This is a genomic window from Psychrobacter sp. NPDC078929, from assembly GCF_050267985.1.
Classification (GTDB): Bacteria; Pseudomonadota; Gammaproteobacteria; order Pseudomonadales; family Moraxellaceae; genus Psychrobacter.
Window position 1 is genome coordinate 92,033 of the sequence record NZ_JBNNFX010000005.1, and the last position, 16,377, is coordinate 108,409.

Consider the following 16,377-nt stretch of genomic DNA (forward strand, 5'->3'; position numbering starts at 1 on the left):
ATGGACACACAAGTGTTTGATATACATATTATCGGTGGTGGCATTATCGGGCTATGTGCTGCGGTTACCCTACAGTCTCGCGGGGTAAAAGTTGCGATTTTGGAAGCCGATAAAATCGGTCGCGGTGCAACTTATGGCAACGCAGGTCACATTGCCACTGAACAGGTTTTCCCTATCGCTGATGCCAGTATCTTACGACATGTTCCTGCCATGCTACTCAACCCTGAAGGACCTCTGCGGATAGATTGGCGCTACCTTCCACGCTTAGCACCATGGGCCTTCAAGTTATTACTTAATATGCGTACCGAACCATTTGCACGCAGTCACCAAGCGCTTTTGGCATTAAATGCACAGAGCCTTCAAGCTTGGCAAGATTTTGCCAAAGAGTGGCAATTACATTCTTGGGTACAAATACAAGGCTCTGTATTAACCGCAGAGACGCCCAACAGCCTAAAAGTGCTGACTGAACACGGCCAACGCTTAAACCGTTTAGGGGTTTCTAACAACCTACTCTCACAATCAGCACTGACAGATCTTGAGCCTGCGTTAAAAGACAATCAATTGGGTGCTTTGTTTTTTCCAGAGACAGGTCATATCACCAATATAGAAGCCATTACCCATAAATTAAGTACTATTTTTAGATCGCTTGGTGGTCAGATTTATGAAAATTGCCGTGTTCTGAGCGCGGAAGTAATAACTGATGGTATTCGTTTGACGACGACACAAAAGCAGCTTCATGCCAGCAAAATTATGCTCGCCGCAGGGGCGCATTCTAAAGCCTTAGCCAAACAGCTAACAGGCGTCTCAGTACCAATGGATACAGAGCGAGGCTATCACCTGATGCTTCCTAACGAAATTCAGCGTCTTACCATCCCTATTTCTAGCATGGATCGCCGCTTTATTATGACACCAATGGAAAAAGGGCTGCGCTTGGCTGGCACTGTTGAGTATGCAGGACTTGAGGCGCCAGCAAACATGAACCGTGCGAATATGCTGTTTAAACAAGCTCAAGCAATGCTAAACACCCCACTAGATAGTGACAGCAATACGCAATGGATGGGGTTTAGACCTTCTACAGCAGACTCGCTACCCATCATAGATAGACATAACTCAGTCTTTTTAAACTTTGGTCATCAGCATCTAGGTCTGACCCAAGCTGTCATAAGCGCACAGATGATCGCGGCTTTGTATTTTGGCGATACTGCCATGGTAGATCCTACTGCCTATCGTCTAAACCGCTTCAAACTTAAATCTTTTAAATAATAATCGAACATCTTATCTCTATGACAACTCATAGAACCAACAACGTCGCTAACAGCTCATGGCTGACTAACGGCTTTTACTTCCAAATAAGGATATTTATATGAACATTCATGGCGTTTTAGTCCCTATCGTTACTCCTTTCGATGTTAATGGAGATATCGATACTCAAAAGTTAACCGAACTGGTCAATGTATTCATAGAAAAAGGCGTTACCGGAATCGTAGCTTGCGGTACAACGGGTGAATACTACACGTTCTCGCCTGCAGAGCGCGAACTGGTTTTGACCACTATCGCTGATGCTGCCAAAGGCAAAGTCACTCTGATTGCAGGTATCAACAGTTTATCGACCAATCATTCTATCGAACTTGCTCATCAAGCCAAAAATTTGGGCTACGACGGTTTAATGTTATCAGCCAATCCGTATAGCCTACCAGACCAAGACGGTATTATTGCGCACTTTGAAACCGTCGCTGATGCCACTGACCTGCCTATCATTATGTACAATTTTCCAGCACGCGTCGGTGTGAGCATTGAATTTGAAACCGTCGCGCATTTATCCAAACATCCTCATATTGTAGGCGTCAAGGAGAGCAGTGGCGATTTTAGCCATGCATTACGTATGCTACAGGCTGATTTTGAAAACTTTGAAGTGGTCTGTGGTTGTGACGATCAACCAGTAGATTTCTTCTTTTGGGGTGCTAAGAGCTGGATCGCTGGTGCGGCTAACGTATTTCCAGCAGAACAAGTCGCATTGTTTGAAGCCACACAAAAAGGCGATTGGAACCGTGCTAAAGAACTAATGACAGCCATGTATCCTGCTATCCACTCTATGGAGTCTGGAAACTATAACCAAAAGGCCAAAGCAGGCTGCATTAACGGGAGCATTAATGTTGGGTCAGTACGACTACCTTTGACTGATATGTCAAAAGAAGAGACTCAGTCATTTTTAGCACTTCTGTCTTGATACATCGAACCATTCTTATCGTTCCTACCATTGTATAGAAAAGGACAATCTAATGAGTATGACCACAGCACAAGTCTTCGAACTCGCCAGCAACCAACAGCTTTGGGCAGGCCATTTAATAGATACCACAGCACCAGTATCCGAGACAACACTCCCTAACTACAGCCCTATTGATAATACCTGCATAGGTAGTATTGCTAATGGGAGTCAGCAAGATGTTAATACGGCGGTCGCGGCAGCCCGAGACGCTTTTGAACAGGGTGAGTGGCGACGGATGTCTCCTGCAGAGCGCAAAGCTATCATGCAGCGTTGGTGTCAGTTAATGCATGAGCATATGGATGAGTTAGCTGCCTTAGATTGCGTCGATGCAGGCAAGCCTATTACGGAATGTCTCAACACTGACCTGCCCGCTACGATTGAAACCTTCGAATGGTACGCCGAAACGGCTGATAAAGTTTTTGGCAAGGTTGCTCCTACTGGCGCAGATGCACTAGGCCTTGTAGTACAAGAGCCTATCGGTGTAGTGGGTGCAGTACTACCATGGAACTTCCCAGCACAAATGTATGCATGGAAAGTTGCACCCGCATTAATAACTGGCAATTCAGTCATTGTTAAACCTGCTGAATTGACTTCGCTCTCAGCATATCGATTAACACAATTGGCGTACGAGGCTGGCGTGCCAAAAGCGGCGTTGCAGTTAGTCTGTGGGCTTGGTGAAGAAGTAGGTGCGGCACTCGGTCAGCATATGGATGTTGATATGGTTTCTTTTACAGGATCAACCGAAGTCGGTCGACTGTTTCTACAGTACTCTGCACAAAGCAACCTTAAGGAAGTCGTCTTAGAGTGTGGTGGCAAAAGCCCTCAAATCGTCTTTGCAGATGCCATTATCAATGAACAAACCATCGATCATATTTTATCCGCTGCCTTTTGGAATATGAGCGAAAACTGTAGCTGTGGTTCACGTCTACTTGTCCATTCTAGTCAAAAAGAAGCCTTATTAACACTATTAAAAGAAGGTCTTCAGTCTTGGAAGGTTGGTCATCCTTACGACCCCGAGGTCGCTATTGGCCCAATGATCGAAAAAGCGCATTTTGAGAAAGTAATATCACATCTCAATACTGCAAAAACGGAGGGTGCTCGTTTGATCGCAGGTGGACGTATCCACGATGAACTCGGTAGTGGCTGGTATATCGAGCCTACCGTCTTTGATAATGTCAGCCCAGACATGACGCTGTTTAAAGAAGAAGTTTTTGGTCCACTTTTAGCTGTCACTAGTTTTGAAACCGAAGAGGAAGCTATTCAGCTCGCCAATCAGAGTAATTATGGGCTTGCCGCTTCCTTTTATACACAAAACATCCATCGCGCATTCCGCGTGGCATCCGCTATTAAAGCTGGTACCGTCTCGATTAATGGTTTTTCTGAGGGTGATATTACGACACCTTTTGGTGGCTATAAACAATCTGGCTTCGGCGGTCGTGACAATGGCTTAGAGGCGTTGTCCCAGTATACCCAAACCAAAACTATCTGGTTGGTGAACTAAAAACTGACATTGTCCGCTATCCACGCCCAAGTCAGCATAACCAAAAACATTACAAGGAAGTAAAGTTATGGAAAATATCATCAATACTATCGTCGGGTATATTTGGAGTGACGCCCTAGTCTATCTTGCGTTAGGTGTCGGCATATATTTTACGATTATGACTCGCGCCGTACAAATCCGTTATTTCAAAGAAATGATTAGGCTGTTGTTCGACAAACAAAGCTCATCAGCTGGGATTAGCTCCTTCCAAGCTTTCTGTATGGCGCTATCAGGACGTATTGGTGTGGGTAATATTGCTGGGGTTGCAACAGCCATTGCAGCAGGTGGCCCTGGGGCAGTATTTTGGATGATTGTCATGGGTGTGTTAGGTGGTGCTAGTGCTTTTATTGAGTCGACCTTAGCGCAGGTATACAAACATAAGGTCGGTGATCAATATCGTGGCGGCTCCCCGTTCTATATTGAAAGAGGATTGAAGCTAAAACCTTTTGCTATCATCGTCGCTATCGTGACCTGTCTATCTTACGGCGTGTTAGTGCCTGGCGTTCAGGCCAATACCATTGCGGACTCTTTTAATACAGCATTTAACATACCGCCTGTTGTAACAGGAATTATCCTTGTCGTACTCTTAGGTATCATTATATTTGGCGGTGTAAAGCGTATTGCTAATTTTGCAGGAAAAGTCGTACCTGTCATGGCAATCGGTTATATTCTCATGATGGTGATTGTATTGGCATTTAACGCTCAAAATATCCCTGCCATGTTTGCACTTATCTTTAAGAGTGCTTTTGGCATGGATGCAGTGTTTGGTGGTATGGTTGGAACTGCTATCTCTTGGGGCGTACGCCGTGCTGTTTTCTCAAACGTTGCGGGTGCTGGCGAGGCGACCTTTAGCTCAGCGGCAGCCGAAGTATCACATCCTGCCAAACAAGGTTTAGTGCAAAGCTTCTCTATCTACATCGATACGGTGCTTGTCTGTACGGCAACAGCGCTAATGATTCTATCAACTGGCATGTATAACGTGGTGACCCCTGAAGGTGTAACCCTAGTTGATAATATGCCGGGTATTGAAGCTGGCACGGCATTTACCCAAGCGGCTGTCTCTACTGTCTTTAACCAGTATGGAAGTGGCTTTGTGGCGATTGCTATCTTCTTATTCGCCTTCACCTGCTTGGTTGCTTATTACTATATTGCCGAAACTACGTTGGTCTATTTGGACAATAAACTGCGCTACCCCATCCTCAAGCATGTACTCAAACTGGTCTTTTTAATCGTTTGTTTCACGGGTAGTGTCCAGTCAATCGGTATGATGTGGGCGTTAGGTGACATAGGGTTTGGCAGTATGTGCTACTTGAATTTCATTGCCATTTTGCTGCTAAGTAAAGTTGCTCTAAAAGTTCTAAAAGACTACGACGAGCAGATGAAATTAGGTATAAACCCTGTCTTTGACCCTAGAAAGGCTGGAGTGGATAATGCGGACTTTTGGATAGAATATAGCAATGAGCATGGTCATAAAAAATTGCTTTAATAATAGTGCATTAGAGGTCTGCTAATATCTACTAGTAAAAAAGTTGCTATCAACATCAAGCAGGCCTCACCTATTTATGTTAAATTGCAAAAAACCATAAGGATATTACGTATAAGATAACCATAGTATTGTATCCACTCATTTGATAGGAAGGTTGAAGATGACACTAGATAACAACGTACTACGTAAACGTACCAGCTTGTTGGGTTCATTATTAGGTGATGCTATTTCTCGCCAATCTGGTGAGCAGACGCTAGATACGATTGAGACGCTGCGCAAAGGCTTTATTCAACAGCGTCGTGAGCCGAATGAGGCACATAAACAGCAGCTTATCGATTTTATTGCTTCTTTGGATAATCAAACCTTAAAAAACGTCATACGCGGATTTTCTATCTATTTTTTCCTAGCCAATCTAAGCGAAGAGAATTATTTGCGTGAGCAGCGTCATGAGCTGCGTATGCAATCTGAGCAAAGCTGGGAAGGATCATTTCGTCGTACTTTACTTGAGTGTCGTGAACGCAATATTGAGCCCGCTCAAATGCAAGAGCTGATTGATCAGCTGAAGTTTACACCTGTATTTACGGCGCATCCTACCGAAGCGCGTCGGCGTACAACGATGAATATCTTACAAAGTCTATTCACGCATAGCGACGCTTTAAACAACGTGTCTGAAAACAGCTTTGCCTATGAACAAGCCAAAGAGCAAACGGCGCAAACGATTGATCTATTATGGTCGTCTGATGAAGTGCGCACCCGTAAGCCATTGGTATATGATGAAATTAACAATGGCTTGCATTACTTTAATGCCAGTTTATTCAATGCCATTCCTAAAGTATATCGTAATATCAAAAAAGCCATTGTCGATATCTATCCAGAGCTCACAGACTATCCACTGCCTGCATTTATGAGCTTTGGTTCATGGATTGGCGGCGATAGAGATGGCAATCCTTTTGTGACTTTTGAGACCACAGAACTTGCCGTATTGATGCATGCTGATACCGTGCTGCGTCACTATCAGGTGCTACTCAAAAAGCTGCGGCGCCAGCTGATTCATAGTGACACCATTGTCACCGTTTCACCTGACGTATATGCCAAAATCAAAAGTTATGATGAGCTCGATCAGCGTGTGTTTGACTATAACCTCGATGACTATGGCAATGAGCCATATCGTCGCCTGCTCTCTATCATCCTAACTAAAGTCAAAGCCACCAATCGCCGTATCCAAAGCAAAGGCACGGACATCGAGGCTGAAAAAGATGCCTATGCCAATCCAGAAGAATTACTAGAAGACCTGCGCATTATCCGTCAAAGTGTCAATACACACGATACGGCACACAGCGATGGGTTACTACTAGATGTGATTCGTTTGGTCAAAACGTGCGGCTTTCATTTGGCCGCGCTCGATATCCGTCAAGAGTCGTCATACCATGGCGAAGTGATTGCAGATATCTTTGCTAGTGCCTCCAACCTGCCTGACTATCAGACGCTAAGTGAAACCGAACGTCAAGAGTGGTTGACGCGCTTGCTAGAAAAACCAGGCACGCCGCTTATCTATACTGATAACCTGACAGACAAAACGCGTGAACAATTGTCACTGATGAATTCGGTCGCCACTCTACGCAAACTGGTGGGACAGGCTACTTTTGGTAGCTATGTTATCTCGATGACCAATAATGCTAGCCAGCTACTAGAAGTATTGCTGCTCATGCGGTTTGCAGGCTTATGCAGAATTGATGACGAAGGTCAATTGTCTGCTGATTTGCCAGTTGCGCCGTTGTTCGAAACCATCGAAGATCTCAAAAATATCGATAAAATCTTGCCTGCCGTATTAGATAATCCACTATATCGTGGACTGCTACGGAACACGGATAACACGCAAGAGATTATGCTAGGTTATTCAGACTCATCAAAAGACGGCGGTATTATCACCTCTGCATGGCAGCTTTATAGTGCACAGCAAACCATTAATAACATTGCTGAGCAATATGGTATAAAAACACGCTTGTTCCATGGTCGAGGCGGCTCTGTGAGCCGTGGTGGTGGATCAACACACAAAGCCATTGCTGCACAGCCGGCAGGCACGCTGCATGGGCAGATTAAAGTAACCGAACAAGGCGAAGTGCTCTATGCCAAGTATGCCAATACAGATACCGCTGTGTTTGAGCTGACCATGGCTATTACAGGTACACTCAAAGCCTGCTCAACAAGGTTTGTGGTGCAACCGACTGAGTTGCCAGAGTATGAAGCGCTGTTTGCACAGCTGGCAGATGCTGGCGAACAGCGTTATCGCGAGCTGACCGATCGTACCGAAGGGTTTTATAAATTCTATTCCGAGGTGACCCCAGTACAAGAAATATCTCTGTTAAACATTGGCTCACGTCCTGCCCATCGCAAAAAAGGCCTACCAAGTAAGACCACCTTGCGAGCGATTCCTTGGGTATTTGGCTGGTCACTGGCACGCTTTACCTTACCTGCTTGGTATGGCGTCGGTAGTGCGCTAGATAGTGTCAAAAAAGACGAAGCATTGATGAAAGAGATGAATCAGCATTGGCCTTTCTTTAGCGTATTTATCAGTAATATCGAGATGGCCTTTACCAAAGCCAATATGAATATCGCTGAGGCTTATAGCCAACTGTGTGATGATGAGCCGTTACGCGAAAAAATCATGACATCGGTCACCGATGAATACGCGCTGACCAATTCAGGATTAAACTCTCTGCTTGAGCAAGACTCTTTATTGTCCAATCAGCAGAATCTTGCTTCATCCCTGCAGTGGCGAGACGCTTATCTAGATCCTATTAACTATATCCAGATTGAGCTGTTAAAGCGTGCCAGACAACAGGACACCCCAAACGATTCGGCACATGGCGACCTTAATGTAGAAGATCCATTAATCCGTAGTATCAATGCGCTAGCTGCAGGGTTACGAAATACTGGTTAAGGTAGCTTTTCGATAATTAGCTTTCGGATAAATAAAAAGCTTATACCAATTGTCGCAAATATTAAGGCTTCGTTCGCGAAGCCTTAATATTATTCAAAACCCTTCAAAAAATATCTCGCCAGATATCAATCGCAGTTTAGTACTGCGTTTATTGATATTGCCTATTAAGTGATTCGTAATTCATTGTTTGAATAACCGATCCGAACAAGATACCGTAAAATATATTTTTACTTCATGTATATATAGGGTCTGCTCCAATGGAAACGCCTCAATCAACACCATCTCTAGACATCGCCGTAGCAACTGACTATCAAATAGAATCCGTTGCGCTCATTGACCGCGCTATTAAAATACGCTGGAATGATGGTATTGACAGCACCTACCACTATATCTGGCTGCGTGATAACTGCCCATCGGCTTTTCATCCGCACACTGGCGAGCGTAGCTTTGATTTGCTGAGTATCTCAAAAGATATCCATCCACTTTCTGTTTCTTTTAATGACACAACGCTGACGATTGAATGGTCAGAACAAGCACATATCAGCCACTTTGATCAGAGTTGGTTACGTGAGTTTGGGTATTCTAGTGCATTGGCCAAGGACCATAGCAGTCCTTATGAAAGTTGGGATGGCACGTTTATTGACCACATCCCCATGTATGACCAGCAGAGTATCATGACCAGTGACAGTGCTTTATATGAGTGGATGAGTGCGCTGGATAAATATGGGCTTACCATTATTGATAATATGCCAGATGACTCTGATGCTGGCGTACAGACCGCTATGCGAGTCGATTATCTACGGCAAACTAATTTCGGTATGACCTTTGATGTCATATCAGAGAAGTCGCCTATTAATTTGGCTTATACCTCGCTCTCATTACCTTTGCATACCGACTTGCCAAATCAGGAACTGCCTCCAGGCTATCAATTTTTGCATTTTTTGAGTAATGAAAGTATAGGTGGCGAATCTACTTTTGTGGATGGATTAAAGGTGTTAGAAGGGTTACGAAAAGAGCAGCATGAGTATTTTCGCTTGCTTGCCGAATATGCCATCCCCTTTCGTTTTCATGACACTGCCCATGATATCCGTGAGCACCATCCCGTCATCAATTTAGACAACTTTGGCAATATTGTCGAAATCAAATACAACGCGCATCTTGCAGATGTTTTTGATTTGCCAAGTGATGTTATGTACGACTACTATCTTGCTTATCGAGAGCTGATGGCTCGACTAAAAGACAGTCGCTATAAGATTGAATTAAAATTAGCGGCGGGTCAAATGGTAGTTTTTGATAATCGCCGAGTCCTGCATGGGCGTAACGCATTTGATGAAAACGTCGGTGAGCGTCGTCTCAAAGGCTGTTATGTTGACCGCTCAGAGTTCAAAAGCCGTTTGCGAACGCTCAAAAAGCAACTGGCTTAACACGACCCACAGTACTTGGCCTCGGTGTCTGTTGATGACTCTAAGCTGCGTCCCTTCATGTTGCCTTATGAAAAATACAAGCGCTCTATCAAGCAGCTTTACGACCTTTCACAAATAACACCAAGCTAAAGCATGGAGCACTGAGCCCACAAAAAAAGCCCCATTTCTCCTCTCTAAACATGAGAGAAGAGAAATGGGGCTTAATATTATTCACTTACTGACTTATAGTTATCATAATCTTATAGTGCTAATAGCAGCCCTAATAACTGGATTCACGATATAAGGTTTTATGTGCTTCTATTTTAAAGTCTGCAGCGCTGACAGCAGGCGTTATACCATGTGCACTGTATTTAGCTTGTATGATCTGTTCTTCCTCACGAAATAGTACATTTTGCGCTTCTTGCTTGAAGTCATGATAGCTAAGGGCGGTGTCATCCTCATGACCGTCAATCACTATAGGTCTGCTAGGTTGGTTTTGGCTATTCGAATACTGTTGTACAGTCTGATTAGCATTAGCCTCTTTAGTAATGTTGCTGACTGTTAAACCGTTATTAGTAGGCGACGCTTGAGATAACGTGGAAGAAATACGGTTAGACATATAGAAAGCAGATATTAGAACAATACAGATGACACTGATAATAGCAAAAACAAGACTACGGGGTCTGATGCTTTTTGGCTCGATATCATTATTCACGTTTTCTGATTCATTCATAGTTACGTACCGTCTAATTCATATCACTAATAGCACATAACCGTGCCTTTTACATAATGATACGAATTTTATATTGTATTGCAACGATTTCTAGTACGAACGTCTCGAATAAATTGATAGACGGTTATCTAACTGTTAAAAATGGTATAAAACGTAAATCCTTTAATCATTGGTTTCGCGGTATAAGGTGGTCTGTGACTCTTGTCTAAAATCTTCATAAGTTATAGCAGCTTCTTCAGTAGCTATAACAGTGGCATCATCTTCTGGTGTAGGATCTTTAGAAGTTGACTCTAATTCATTAGCAGCTGGCAGGTCCTGACTATTGTTGCCCAAAGTATCTTGCTGAGTAGTGGCTGGTTTACTGTCTGTCTCTACGTTGACATCAGTGCTGTTGTCTATACTATCAACCGCAGAAGTAGATAAGACTCCTGAAAATACAAGCATTAATGCAATAGCAACCAATACGATTAAACCAATCGCCACAACTGTTATGAATGGTTTCTTGCTTTTGATCACTTTATTGTCTATGACTGGCTCTTCGATAACTGATTCAGACACATTCTCAATTTTTAAAGGGATGTTTAAAGAATCATCATCTGATATCTCAGTTATGACAGATTCACTATGGTCAATCGTAGAGGGTGACTCTGTTTGATTACTACTATCTATATTGTTGCGATCTATATATTCTGGGGCCTCTGTATCTGAACTGACATCATTGACATCAATACTAATACTGTCGCTATCATTAGCGATATTCAGCACATGATTTTCAGATACATTTTCAAATAATGTACTTGTATTTGAGGCTTTAGAGGTGGTGTTTGCTGCTGTAGCATTTTCTGTTTCTAGTAATAATTCTTGTTCACTGCTTTGATCTTCAAACAGCTGCAACTCTTCTGTGCTCAAGGGTTCGAAAGCGGCAAGGTTCTTTGCACTTTCTAGTGTTTCAAACGCAGCCTGATCGTTCTCTTCAGAACCATGAACTCGATTAATAAAGCGTTCATAGATATCATTGTTATTACGCTTACGCGACTTTTGGTCAATAATTCTAGCCAATTTTCCTTCAAAATCGGTGCCAGCGTCTTCTTTTTCGTCGCTCATAGAATAATACCAAACCAGTTTTCTCTACTGGTGTTAAATGATTGCTAGAATGAATTTTCTTACTATAGTGTAACAGTGTTATTAGCCAACAATATAGTTGCTCGACCTATTATCTTCAAGCACAATTTATGGGATAGCGCTAATATTGATAAGAACTATTCTAAATAATATGATAAACCAATCTTAAGAACTGTTCTATGTAGAGATAGCATAGACTATGACAGGCTCAATAGTATGGATTTAAAACAGCTTAATGCGTTTATCGCGGTTGCAGATTTGCGCAGCTTTAGCGCTGCCGCCACCAAGACAGGACTGTCACAGCCGAGCCTGAGTCGCTTGCTAAAACAGTTAGAGACTGACATGGGCGTGGTGCTTATTGATCGCTACCACAGACCACTACATCTGACTGAAGCGGGCAGTTTTTTCTACGATAAAATAAGCACGATACTGACCGAGATTGATACTGTAACCAGTATGACTCAGCGCCTATCAGCACCCAGCAGCGTTTTAAATATAGGTTTTGTGCCCTCAGTACTATATGGCCTATTGCCTGAAATCATTGCCACGCTTAAACAGTTCAGCCCTGATATCGACGTTAATTTAAAAGACATTAGCTCATATCAACAAATAGATGCACTCAAGTCTGGTGAGATTGATATTGGTTTTGGCCGATTTGCCCATCAAGACCCATGGATTCAGCAGATTCTGCTACGTCATGAACGCTACGTGGTGGCATTGCCAAAATCACATCCGCTTGCCAATGTACGTAAGCAGCGCTTGATAGACCTAGCGAACAATCGCTTAATTTTATATCATCAAACACATTTGCCAGTATCGTCCACGGTGACGACAGAGACAGGAACCCAATCGAGCGACAAGTTATCTACAAATAGAGTCAACCGTGCTGCTACTCATGAAGCATCATCTAGCGCTAGCGAGCCTATTACTGAGCCTTTACTACATCTTTTTGCCCAGTATGGCATCTCACCTTTTATGACCACGACAGTCAGTGATTTGCAGGTAGCATTGGGACTGGTCGCGGCAGGCGAAGGCATTACATTGGTGCCTGCCAGTTTGCAAACCGTACGTACGGAACAGATCAGCTACCAACGTTTGGTTCATGAAAATGTCACCTCCCCTATTTATTTACACACCCTCAAAGACTTTGTACATCCCAAAATACCTGACTTGCTCACAGCTATTTATCACGTCTACGAACAGCGCGGCATCACTTATCGGCAGCAAAATTTTGTGTCACAGGCCTAAATGGGCAGATATCCGATGAATATTGTGTTATAAAGAACCGCCAAAAATAATTCATTTTAAATATTGATATTATTTTATAAGTATGCTAACTAACAAGAATAGCAATGCAAACAAATAGTAATACTAACTAGAATAATCATTCTCCTAGACAGTGTTGGTGTGATAAAGTCGATACGATGTAAATCGTTTTATATTTAGACGATTTATAGGACGTTCTTTTCTGATCATTAGCAAGCTGACACAGGTAAGTGATAATTTGCTGTTTTAACCATTTCGAGGTATTCATGTCCACACAACAACTCAACAACCCAAGTGCCCCTGACGATAGCGTTGCCTCGCAACAAGAGGGCTTTAGCTGGCGCATCTTTGGCCCAGGCATTTTGATGGCGACTGCTGCCATTGGTGGTTCGCATTTGATTTCATCAACACAGGCGGGTGCTATCTATGGCTGGCAATTGGCTATTATGATTGTATTGGCCAACGTGTTTAAGTATCCGTTTTTTCGCTTTGCAACTGACTATGTCTACGATACTGGCGAGAGTTTGATTGCAGGCTATGCCAAACGCTCAAAGGTATATCTTTGGGTATATTTTATTCTTTCTATCTTGTCAGCGGTTATTAGTACGGGTGCGGTTTCACTTATTGCGGCCGTAATTTTGGGCTTTATGTTGCCAGCCTCACTTGGTCTGTCGACAATGGCGTTATCTCTCATTATCGTCGCGGTCTCTTGGTTCTTTTTGATTGCAGGGCATTATAAGTTGCTCGATGGCGTGACTAAGTGGATTATGATTGCGCTTACCACGGCTACCGTTGCTGCAGTTATCATTGCAGCTGGCAAGCCAACCGTTATGGCAGTAGATTTTGTGGCGGCTTCTCCTTGGAATTTAGCCACGTTGGGATTCATCGTAGCACTCATGGGCTGGATGCCAGCACCGCTTGAGTTTGCTGCAATTACCTCTATGTGGACCTCTGCCAAAGTCAAAGCGGATCACACCACGCATAGCCAAGGCTTGTTAGATTTTAACGTTGGCTATGCAGTCTCAGCGATATTGGCCTTGTTCTTCTTATCGTTAGGCGTGTTTGTCCAGTACGGATCAGGACAAGAGATTGAGTTGGTCGGCGGTGCTTATATCAACCAGTTGATCAATATGTATACCGCAACCATTGGTGAATGGTCGAAATTGCTGGTCGCTTTCGTCGCCTTTATGTGTATGTTCGGCACAACCATCACCTGTGCTGATGGCTATGGACGCGCTAATGCTGAATGCTGGCGCCTGCTAAAAGGTGAAAGCGAAATCAATAAAAAGCAGATCGCTTTTTGGACGACCTATGCTATCGGTGGTGGTCTAGTAATTATCACTTTCTTCACAGGACAACTAGGCGCTATGCTTAAATTTGCCATGATATCGGCGTTCGTCTCTGCGCCTATTTTTGGTTGGTTAAACTACTCATTGGTTAAAAAGCATAAGAAACTGTCAGCAGGTATGAATGCTCTGTCTATCGCGGGTCTAATATTCTTGGCAGGCTTCGCATTATTGTTCTTGGCCAATCTTGCAGGTCTATTTGCTTAAGCTTTTGCTTACTATAAGACTCAGCACTTAACAATCTTATTTAAGCGAAACATAAGCCCTAATAGCCTAGCTGTTGGGGCTTTTTGATGATTGTCGTTAAATTAATAAAACAGTAATCATGAATTAGCAAACTTAGTAATTGTAACTAAATGTAAAAAATAGAAGGTTTTAAAAGCTGTAATTTTAAGCAATATGAATACTTATCATAGGAAATTACCAATAAATGCATAATGCTATTTGAATTATAAATACTATTAAATATACTACATTTAATTATTATTTAAATTAAATATTAATTGAGAACTCAAACTTTTCAGGCATGAATAATTGAGTATAATCAGCTACAACAATTAGAATATTTTCCCTCCATGTAAGGACAATCATATGACCTCATCTTCAGCAGGCGCGCGCTTTCGCAGTGCTCTCACTCAAAAAAATGATAACAACCAGCCATTACAGATTGCAGGCGCTATCAATGCCTATACAGCGATGATGGCGACCCAAGTTGGTCATCAAGCGTTGTATCTCTCTGGTGCTGGCGTGGCCAATGCGTCATTTGGCTTGCCTGATCTTGGTATGACCAGCCTTGATAACGTACTAGAAGATGCTCGCCGTATCACTGATGCAGTCGATACCCCACTGCTTGTCGATATCGATACGGGCTTTGGTGGCGCATTTAACATCGCTCAAACTATCAGAAAAATGGAAAAAGCAGGCGTCGCGGCAGTACATATCGAAGACCAAGTGGCGCAGAAACGTTGTGGTCATCGCCCCAACAAAGAAATCGTTAGTATCTCAGAGATGGTTGATCGTCTAAAAGCGGCGTTGGACGCAAAAACTGACCCTGACTTTGTAGTGATGGCTCGTACAGATGCCCTATCAGTAGAAGGTTTGGACGCTGCTGTTGAACGTGCCGTTGCCTTCCAAGAAGCGGGCGCAGATATGATCTTTGCAGAAGCGCTGACCGATATCGAGATGTATCGTAAGTTCACTGATGTACTCGATATTCCAGTACTGGCAAACATGACAGAGTTTGGTCAGACAGATCTATATACCACTGATCAGTTGTATAGTGTGGGTGTCGAGATGGTGCTATATCCACTATCCGCTTTCCGCGCTATGAACAAAGCAGCATTGAACGTTTATCAGCATTTGTTAGATGATGGTACACAAGACAAAGTCGTTGATACCATGCAGACTCGTATGGAGCTCTATGATTTCTTGAACTATCATGAGTTTGAGCAGACACTAGACAAGCTATTTGCTGATAATAAGTAGTTAATAACTAATAATTGCCAAGTAGCAACGCCGAAACGATAAACCACCTCTGTGTGCTTTATCGTTTCAAAACCCGTCTTCATTTACCTTTAGGTTATTTATGCCATTTTCTACTGCTCATACGGTTGTCAAATCCTCACTACTTAGTAGCACGCTTGCGGCGCTGTTATTCATGACAGGCTGTGATAAAACACCAGAAAACGTCGACGATACTACCAGTGATACGAGCGAGACTGTGGTTAGCGAAAGCGAAACTGATGCTCAAAATGACTTGATCATGACGACGATTACATTAGATACCGTCAACAGCCTATTGTTTGCACCAATTATCAATAGCGGCGCGCTCAGTGAAGAGCAAGTCAGCTGCCTCGAGTCACGTGACAAAGACTTGGGTAAAGCGGAAGTCGATCGTTTTTATAAGAGTCAGTTTACTGATGCAGAGTTAAAAGAATTAGATGACTTTTATACGTCGGATGTGGGTAAAAAATTACTTGCTTTTGGCAATGAGCAATTGCGCGTTATGAATGGCGAAGAGGTGGCAACGCCAATGGCTGACCCTACCCCAGAAGAAATGACTGAAATTCAGACATTTATGGAGTCACCACTAGGTGCCAAGTATATGAAGATCAATAATGCAGAAGGCGAAGGCAGCGCAATGGAAGTCTTAAATGGCCCTATTGAAGCTGAGTTTGAGCGCTGTAAGGTCGATTTAGACGGCCCACAGCCTGAACAGCCTGCATAACGCTAAACTGGCGCTATAGTCAGTCATTAACCAATAAATTTATTATC

At 43.2% G+C, this 16,377-nt stretch carries 12 protein-coding genes; 10 read left to right on the forward strand and 2 right to left on the reverse strand.

The genetic code is table 11. The features are described 5' to 3' along the window. The 6 genes from ACQKCG_RS04500 (at position 1) to ACQKCG_RS04525 (ending at position 9,657) form a co-directional block, all read left to right on the forward strand. Positions 1 to 1,263, forward strand: coding sequence for an NAD(P)/FAD-dependent oxidoreductase (locus tag ACQKCG_RS04500; protein WP_201570904.1), 1,263 nt, complete (start codon positions 1 to 3; stop codon positions 1,261 to 1,263). A gap of 100 nt (positions 1,264 to 1,363) precedes the next feature. Beyond that, positions 1,364 to 2,227 (forward strand): 4-hydroxy-tetrahydrodipicolinate synthase, encoded by an 864-nt coding sequence (gene dapA / locus ACQKCG_RS04505; RefSeq protein ID WP_427585198.1) that lies wholly within the window; start codon positions 1,364 to 1,366, stop codon positions 2,225 to 2,227. 52 nt (positions 2,228 to 2,279) lie between these two features. Next, positions 2,280 to 3,767 carry an aldehyde dehydrogenase gene (locus ACQKCG_RS04510; protein WP_201570902.1) on the forward strand — a complete coding sequence of 496 codons (1,488 nt, stop codon included), beginning with the start codon at positions 2,280 to 2,282 and terminating at the stop codon, positions 3,765 to 3,767. A gap of 67 nt (positions 3,768 to 3,834) precedes the next feature. Beyond that, positions 3,835 to 5,292 (forward strand): alanine/glycine:cation symporter family protein, encoded by a 1,458-nt coding sequence (locus ACQKCG_RS04515; protein WP_201570901.1) that lies wholly within the window; start codon positions 3,835 to 3,837, stop codon positions 5,290 to 5,292. Positions 5,293 to 5,452: 160 nt separating this feature from the next. Then, positions 5,453 to 8,233: a phosphoenolpyruvate carboxylase gene (gene ppc / locus ACQKCG_RS04520; RefSeq protein ID WP_201570899.1), complete on the forward strand. Its 2,781-nt coding sequence runs from the start codon at positions 5,453 to 5,455 to the stop codon at positions 8,231 to 8,233. Between the two features lie 257 nt (positions 8,234 to 8,490). After that, positions 8,491 to 9,657 carry a TauD/TfdA family dioxygenase gene (locus ACQKCG_RS04525; protein ID WP_427585200.1) on the forward strand — a complete coding sequence of 389 codons (1,167 nt, stop codon included), beginning with the start codon at positions 8,491 to 8,493 and terminating at the stop codon, positions 9,655 to 9,657. 259 nt (positions 9,658 to 9,916) lie between these two features. Here the strand turns inward: ACQKCG_RS04525 and ACQKCG_RS04530 are convergent, their stop codons facing one another. Continuing rightward, on the reverse strand, positions 9,917 to 10,369 hold the full coding sequence (locus ACQKCG_RS04530) for a hypothetical protein (protein WP_404693584.1): 453 nt from the start codon (positions 10,367 to 10,369) through the stop codon (positions 9,917 to 9,919). Between the two features lie 162 nt (positions 10,370 to 10,531). After that, on the reverse strand, positions 10,532 to 11,473 hold the full coding sequence (locus ACQKCG_RS04535; RefSeq protein ID WP_427550901.1) for a hypothetical protein: 942 nt from the start codon (positions 11,471 to 11,473) through the stop codon (positions 10,532 to 10,534). Between the two features lie 234 nt (positions 11,474 to 11,707). On the opposite strand from ACQKCG_RS04535, the gene ACQKCG_RS04540 reads away from it, so the two are divergent. From ACQKCG_RS04540 to ACQKCG_RS04555, 4 genes are all read left to right on the forward strand, one after another. After that, positions 11,708 to 12,739 (forward strand): LysR family transcriptional regulator, encoded by a 1,032-nt coding sequence (locus ACQKCG_RS04540; RefSeq protein WP_296206942.1) that lies wholly within the window; start codon positions 11,708 to 11,710, stop codon positions 12,737 to 12,739. Between the two features lie 284 nt (positions 12,740 to 13,023). Continuing rightward, positions 13,024 to 14,310 carry an NRAMP family divalent metal transporter gene (locus ACQKCG_RS04545; protein WP_404693587.1) on the forward strand — a complete coding sequence of 429 codons (1,287 nt, stop codon included), beginning with the start codon at positions 13,024 to 13,026 and terminating at the stop codon, positions 14,308 to 14,310. 384 nt (positions 14,311 to 14,694) lie between these two features. Next, entirely contained in the window at positions 14,695 to 15,588 is an 894-nt protein-coding gene (gene prpB, locus ACQKCG_RS04550; RefSeq protein WP_114700000.1) for a methylisocitrate lyase, read from the forward strand. A gap of 100 nt (positions 15,589 to 15,688) precedes the next feature. After that, on the forward strand, positions 15,689 to 16,330 hold the full coding sequence (locus tag ACQKCG_RS04555; protein ID WP_404693588.1) for a DUF2059 domain-containing protein: 642 nt from the start codon (positions 15,689 to 15,691) through the stop codon (positions 16,328 to 16,330). Positions 16,331 to 16,377 lie beyond the last annotated feature (47 nt).

What these genes read in the sequence shown, in the direction of transcription:
- dapA (WP_427585198.1), top strand. Translation starts at nt 1,364, where the DNA reads ATGAACATTCATGGCGTTTTAGTCCCTATCGTTACTCCTTTCGATGTT.
- ACQKCG_RS04535 (WP_427550901.1), bottom strand. Translation starts at nt 11,473, where the DNA reads ATGAGCGACGAAAAAGAAGACGCTGGCACCGATTTTGAAGGAAAATTG.
- ppc (WP_201570899.1), top strand. Translation starts at nt 5,453, where the DNA reads ATGACACTAGATAACAACGTACTACGTAAACGTACCAGCTTGTTGGGT.
- ACQKCG_RS04530 (WP_404693584.1), bottom strand. Translation starts at nt 10,369, where the DNA reads ATGAATGAATCAGAAAACGTGAATAATGATATCGAGCCAAAAAGCATC.
- prpB (WP_114700000.1), top strand. Translation starts at nt 14,695, where the DNA reads ATGACCTCATCTTCAGCAGGCGCGCGCTTTCGCAGTGCTCTCACTCAA.
- ACQKCG_RS04510 (WP_201570902.1), top strand. Translation starts at nt 2,280, where the DNA reads ATGAGTATGACCACAGCACAAGTCTTCGAACTCGCCAGCAACCAACAG.
- ACQKCG_RS04540 (WP_296206942.1), top strand. Translation starts at nt 11,708, where the DNA reads ATGGATTTAAAACAGCTTAATGCGTTTATCGCGGTTGCAGATTTGCGC.
- ACQKCG_RS04500 (WP_201570904.1), top strand. Translation starts at nt 1, where the DNA reads ATGGACACACAAGTGTTTGATATACATATTATCGGTGGTGGCATTATC.
- ACQKCG_RS04545 (WP_404693587.1), top strand. Translation starts at nt 13,024, where the DNA reads ATGTCCACACAACAACTCAACAACCCAAGTGCCCCTGACGATAGCGTT.
- ACQKCG_RS04515 (WP_201570901.1), top strand. Translation starts at nt 3,835, where the DNA reads ATGGAAAATATCATCAATACTATCGTCGGGTATATTTGGAGTGACGCC.
- ACQKCG_RS04525 (WP_427585200.1), top strand. Translation starts at nt 8,491, where the DNA reads ATGGAAACGCCTCAATCAACACCATCTCTAGACATCGCCGTAGCAACT.
- ACQKCG_RS04555 (WP_404693588.1), top strand. Translation starts at nt 15,689, where the DNA reads ATGCCATTTTCTACTGCTCATACGGTTGTCAAATCCTCACTACTTAGT.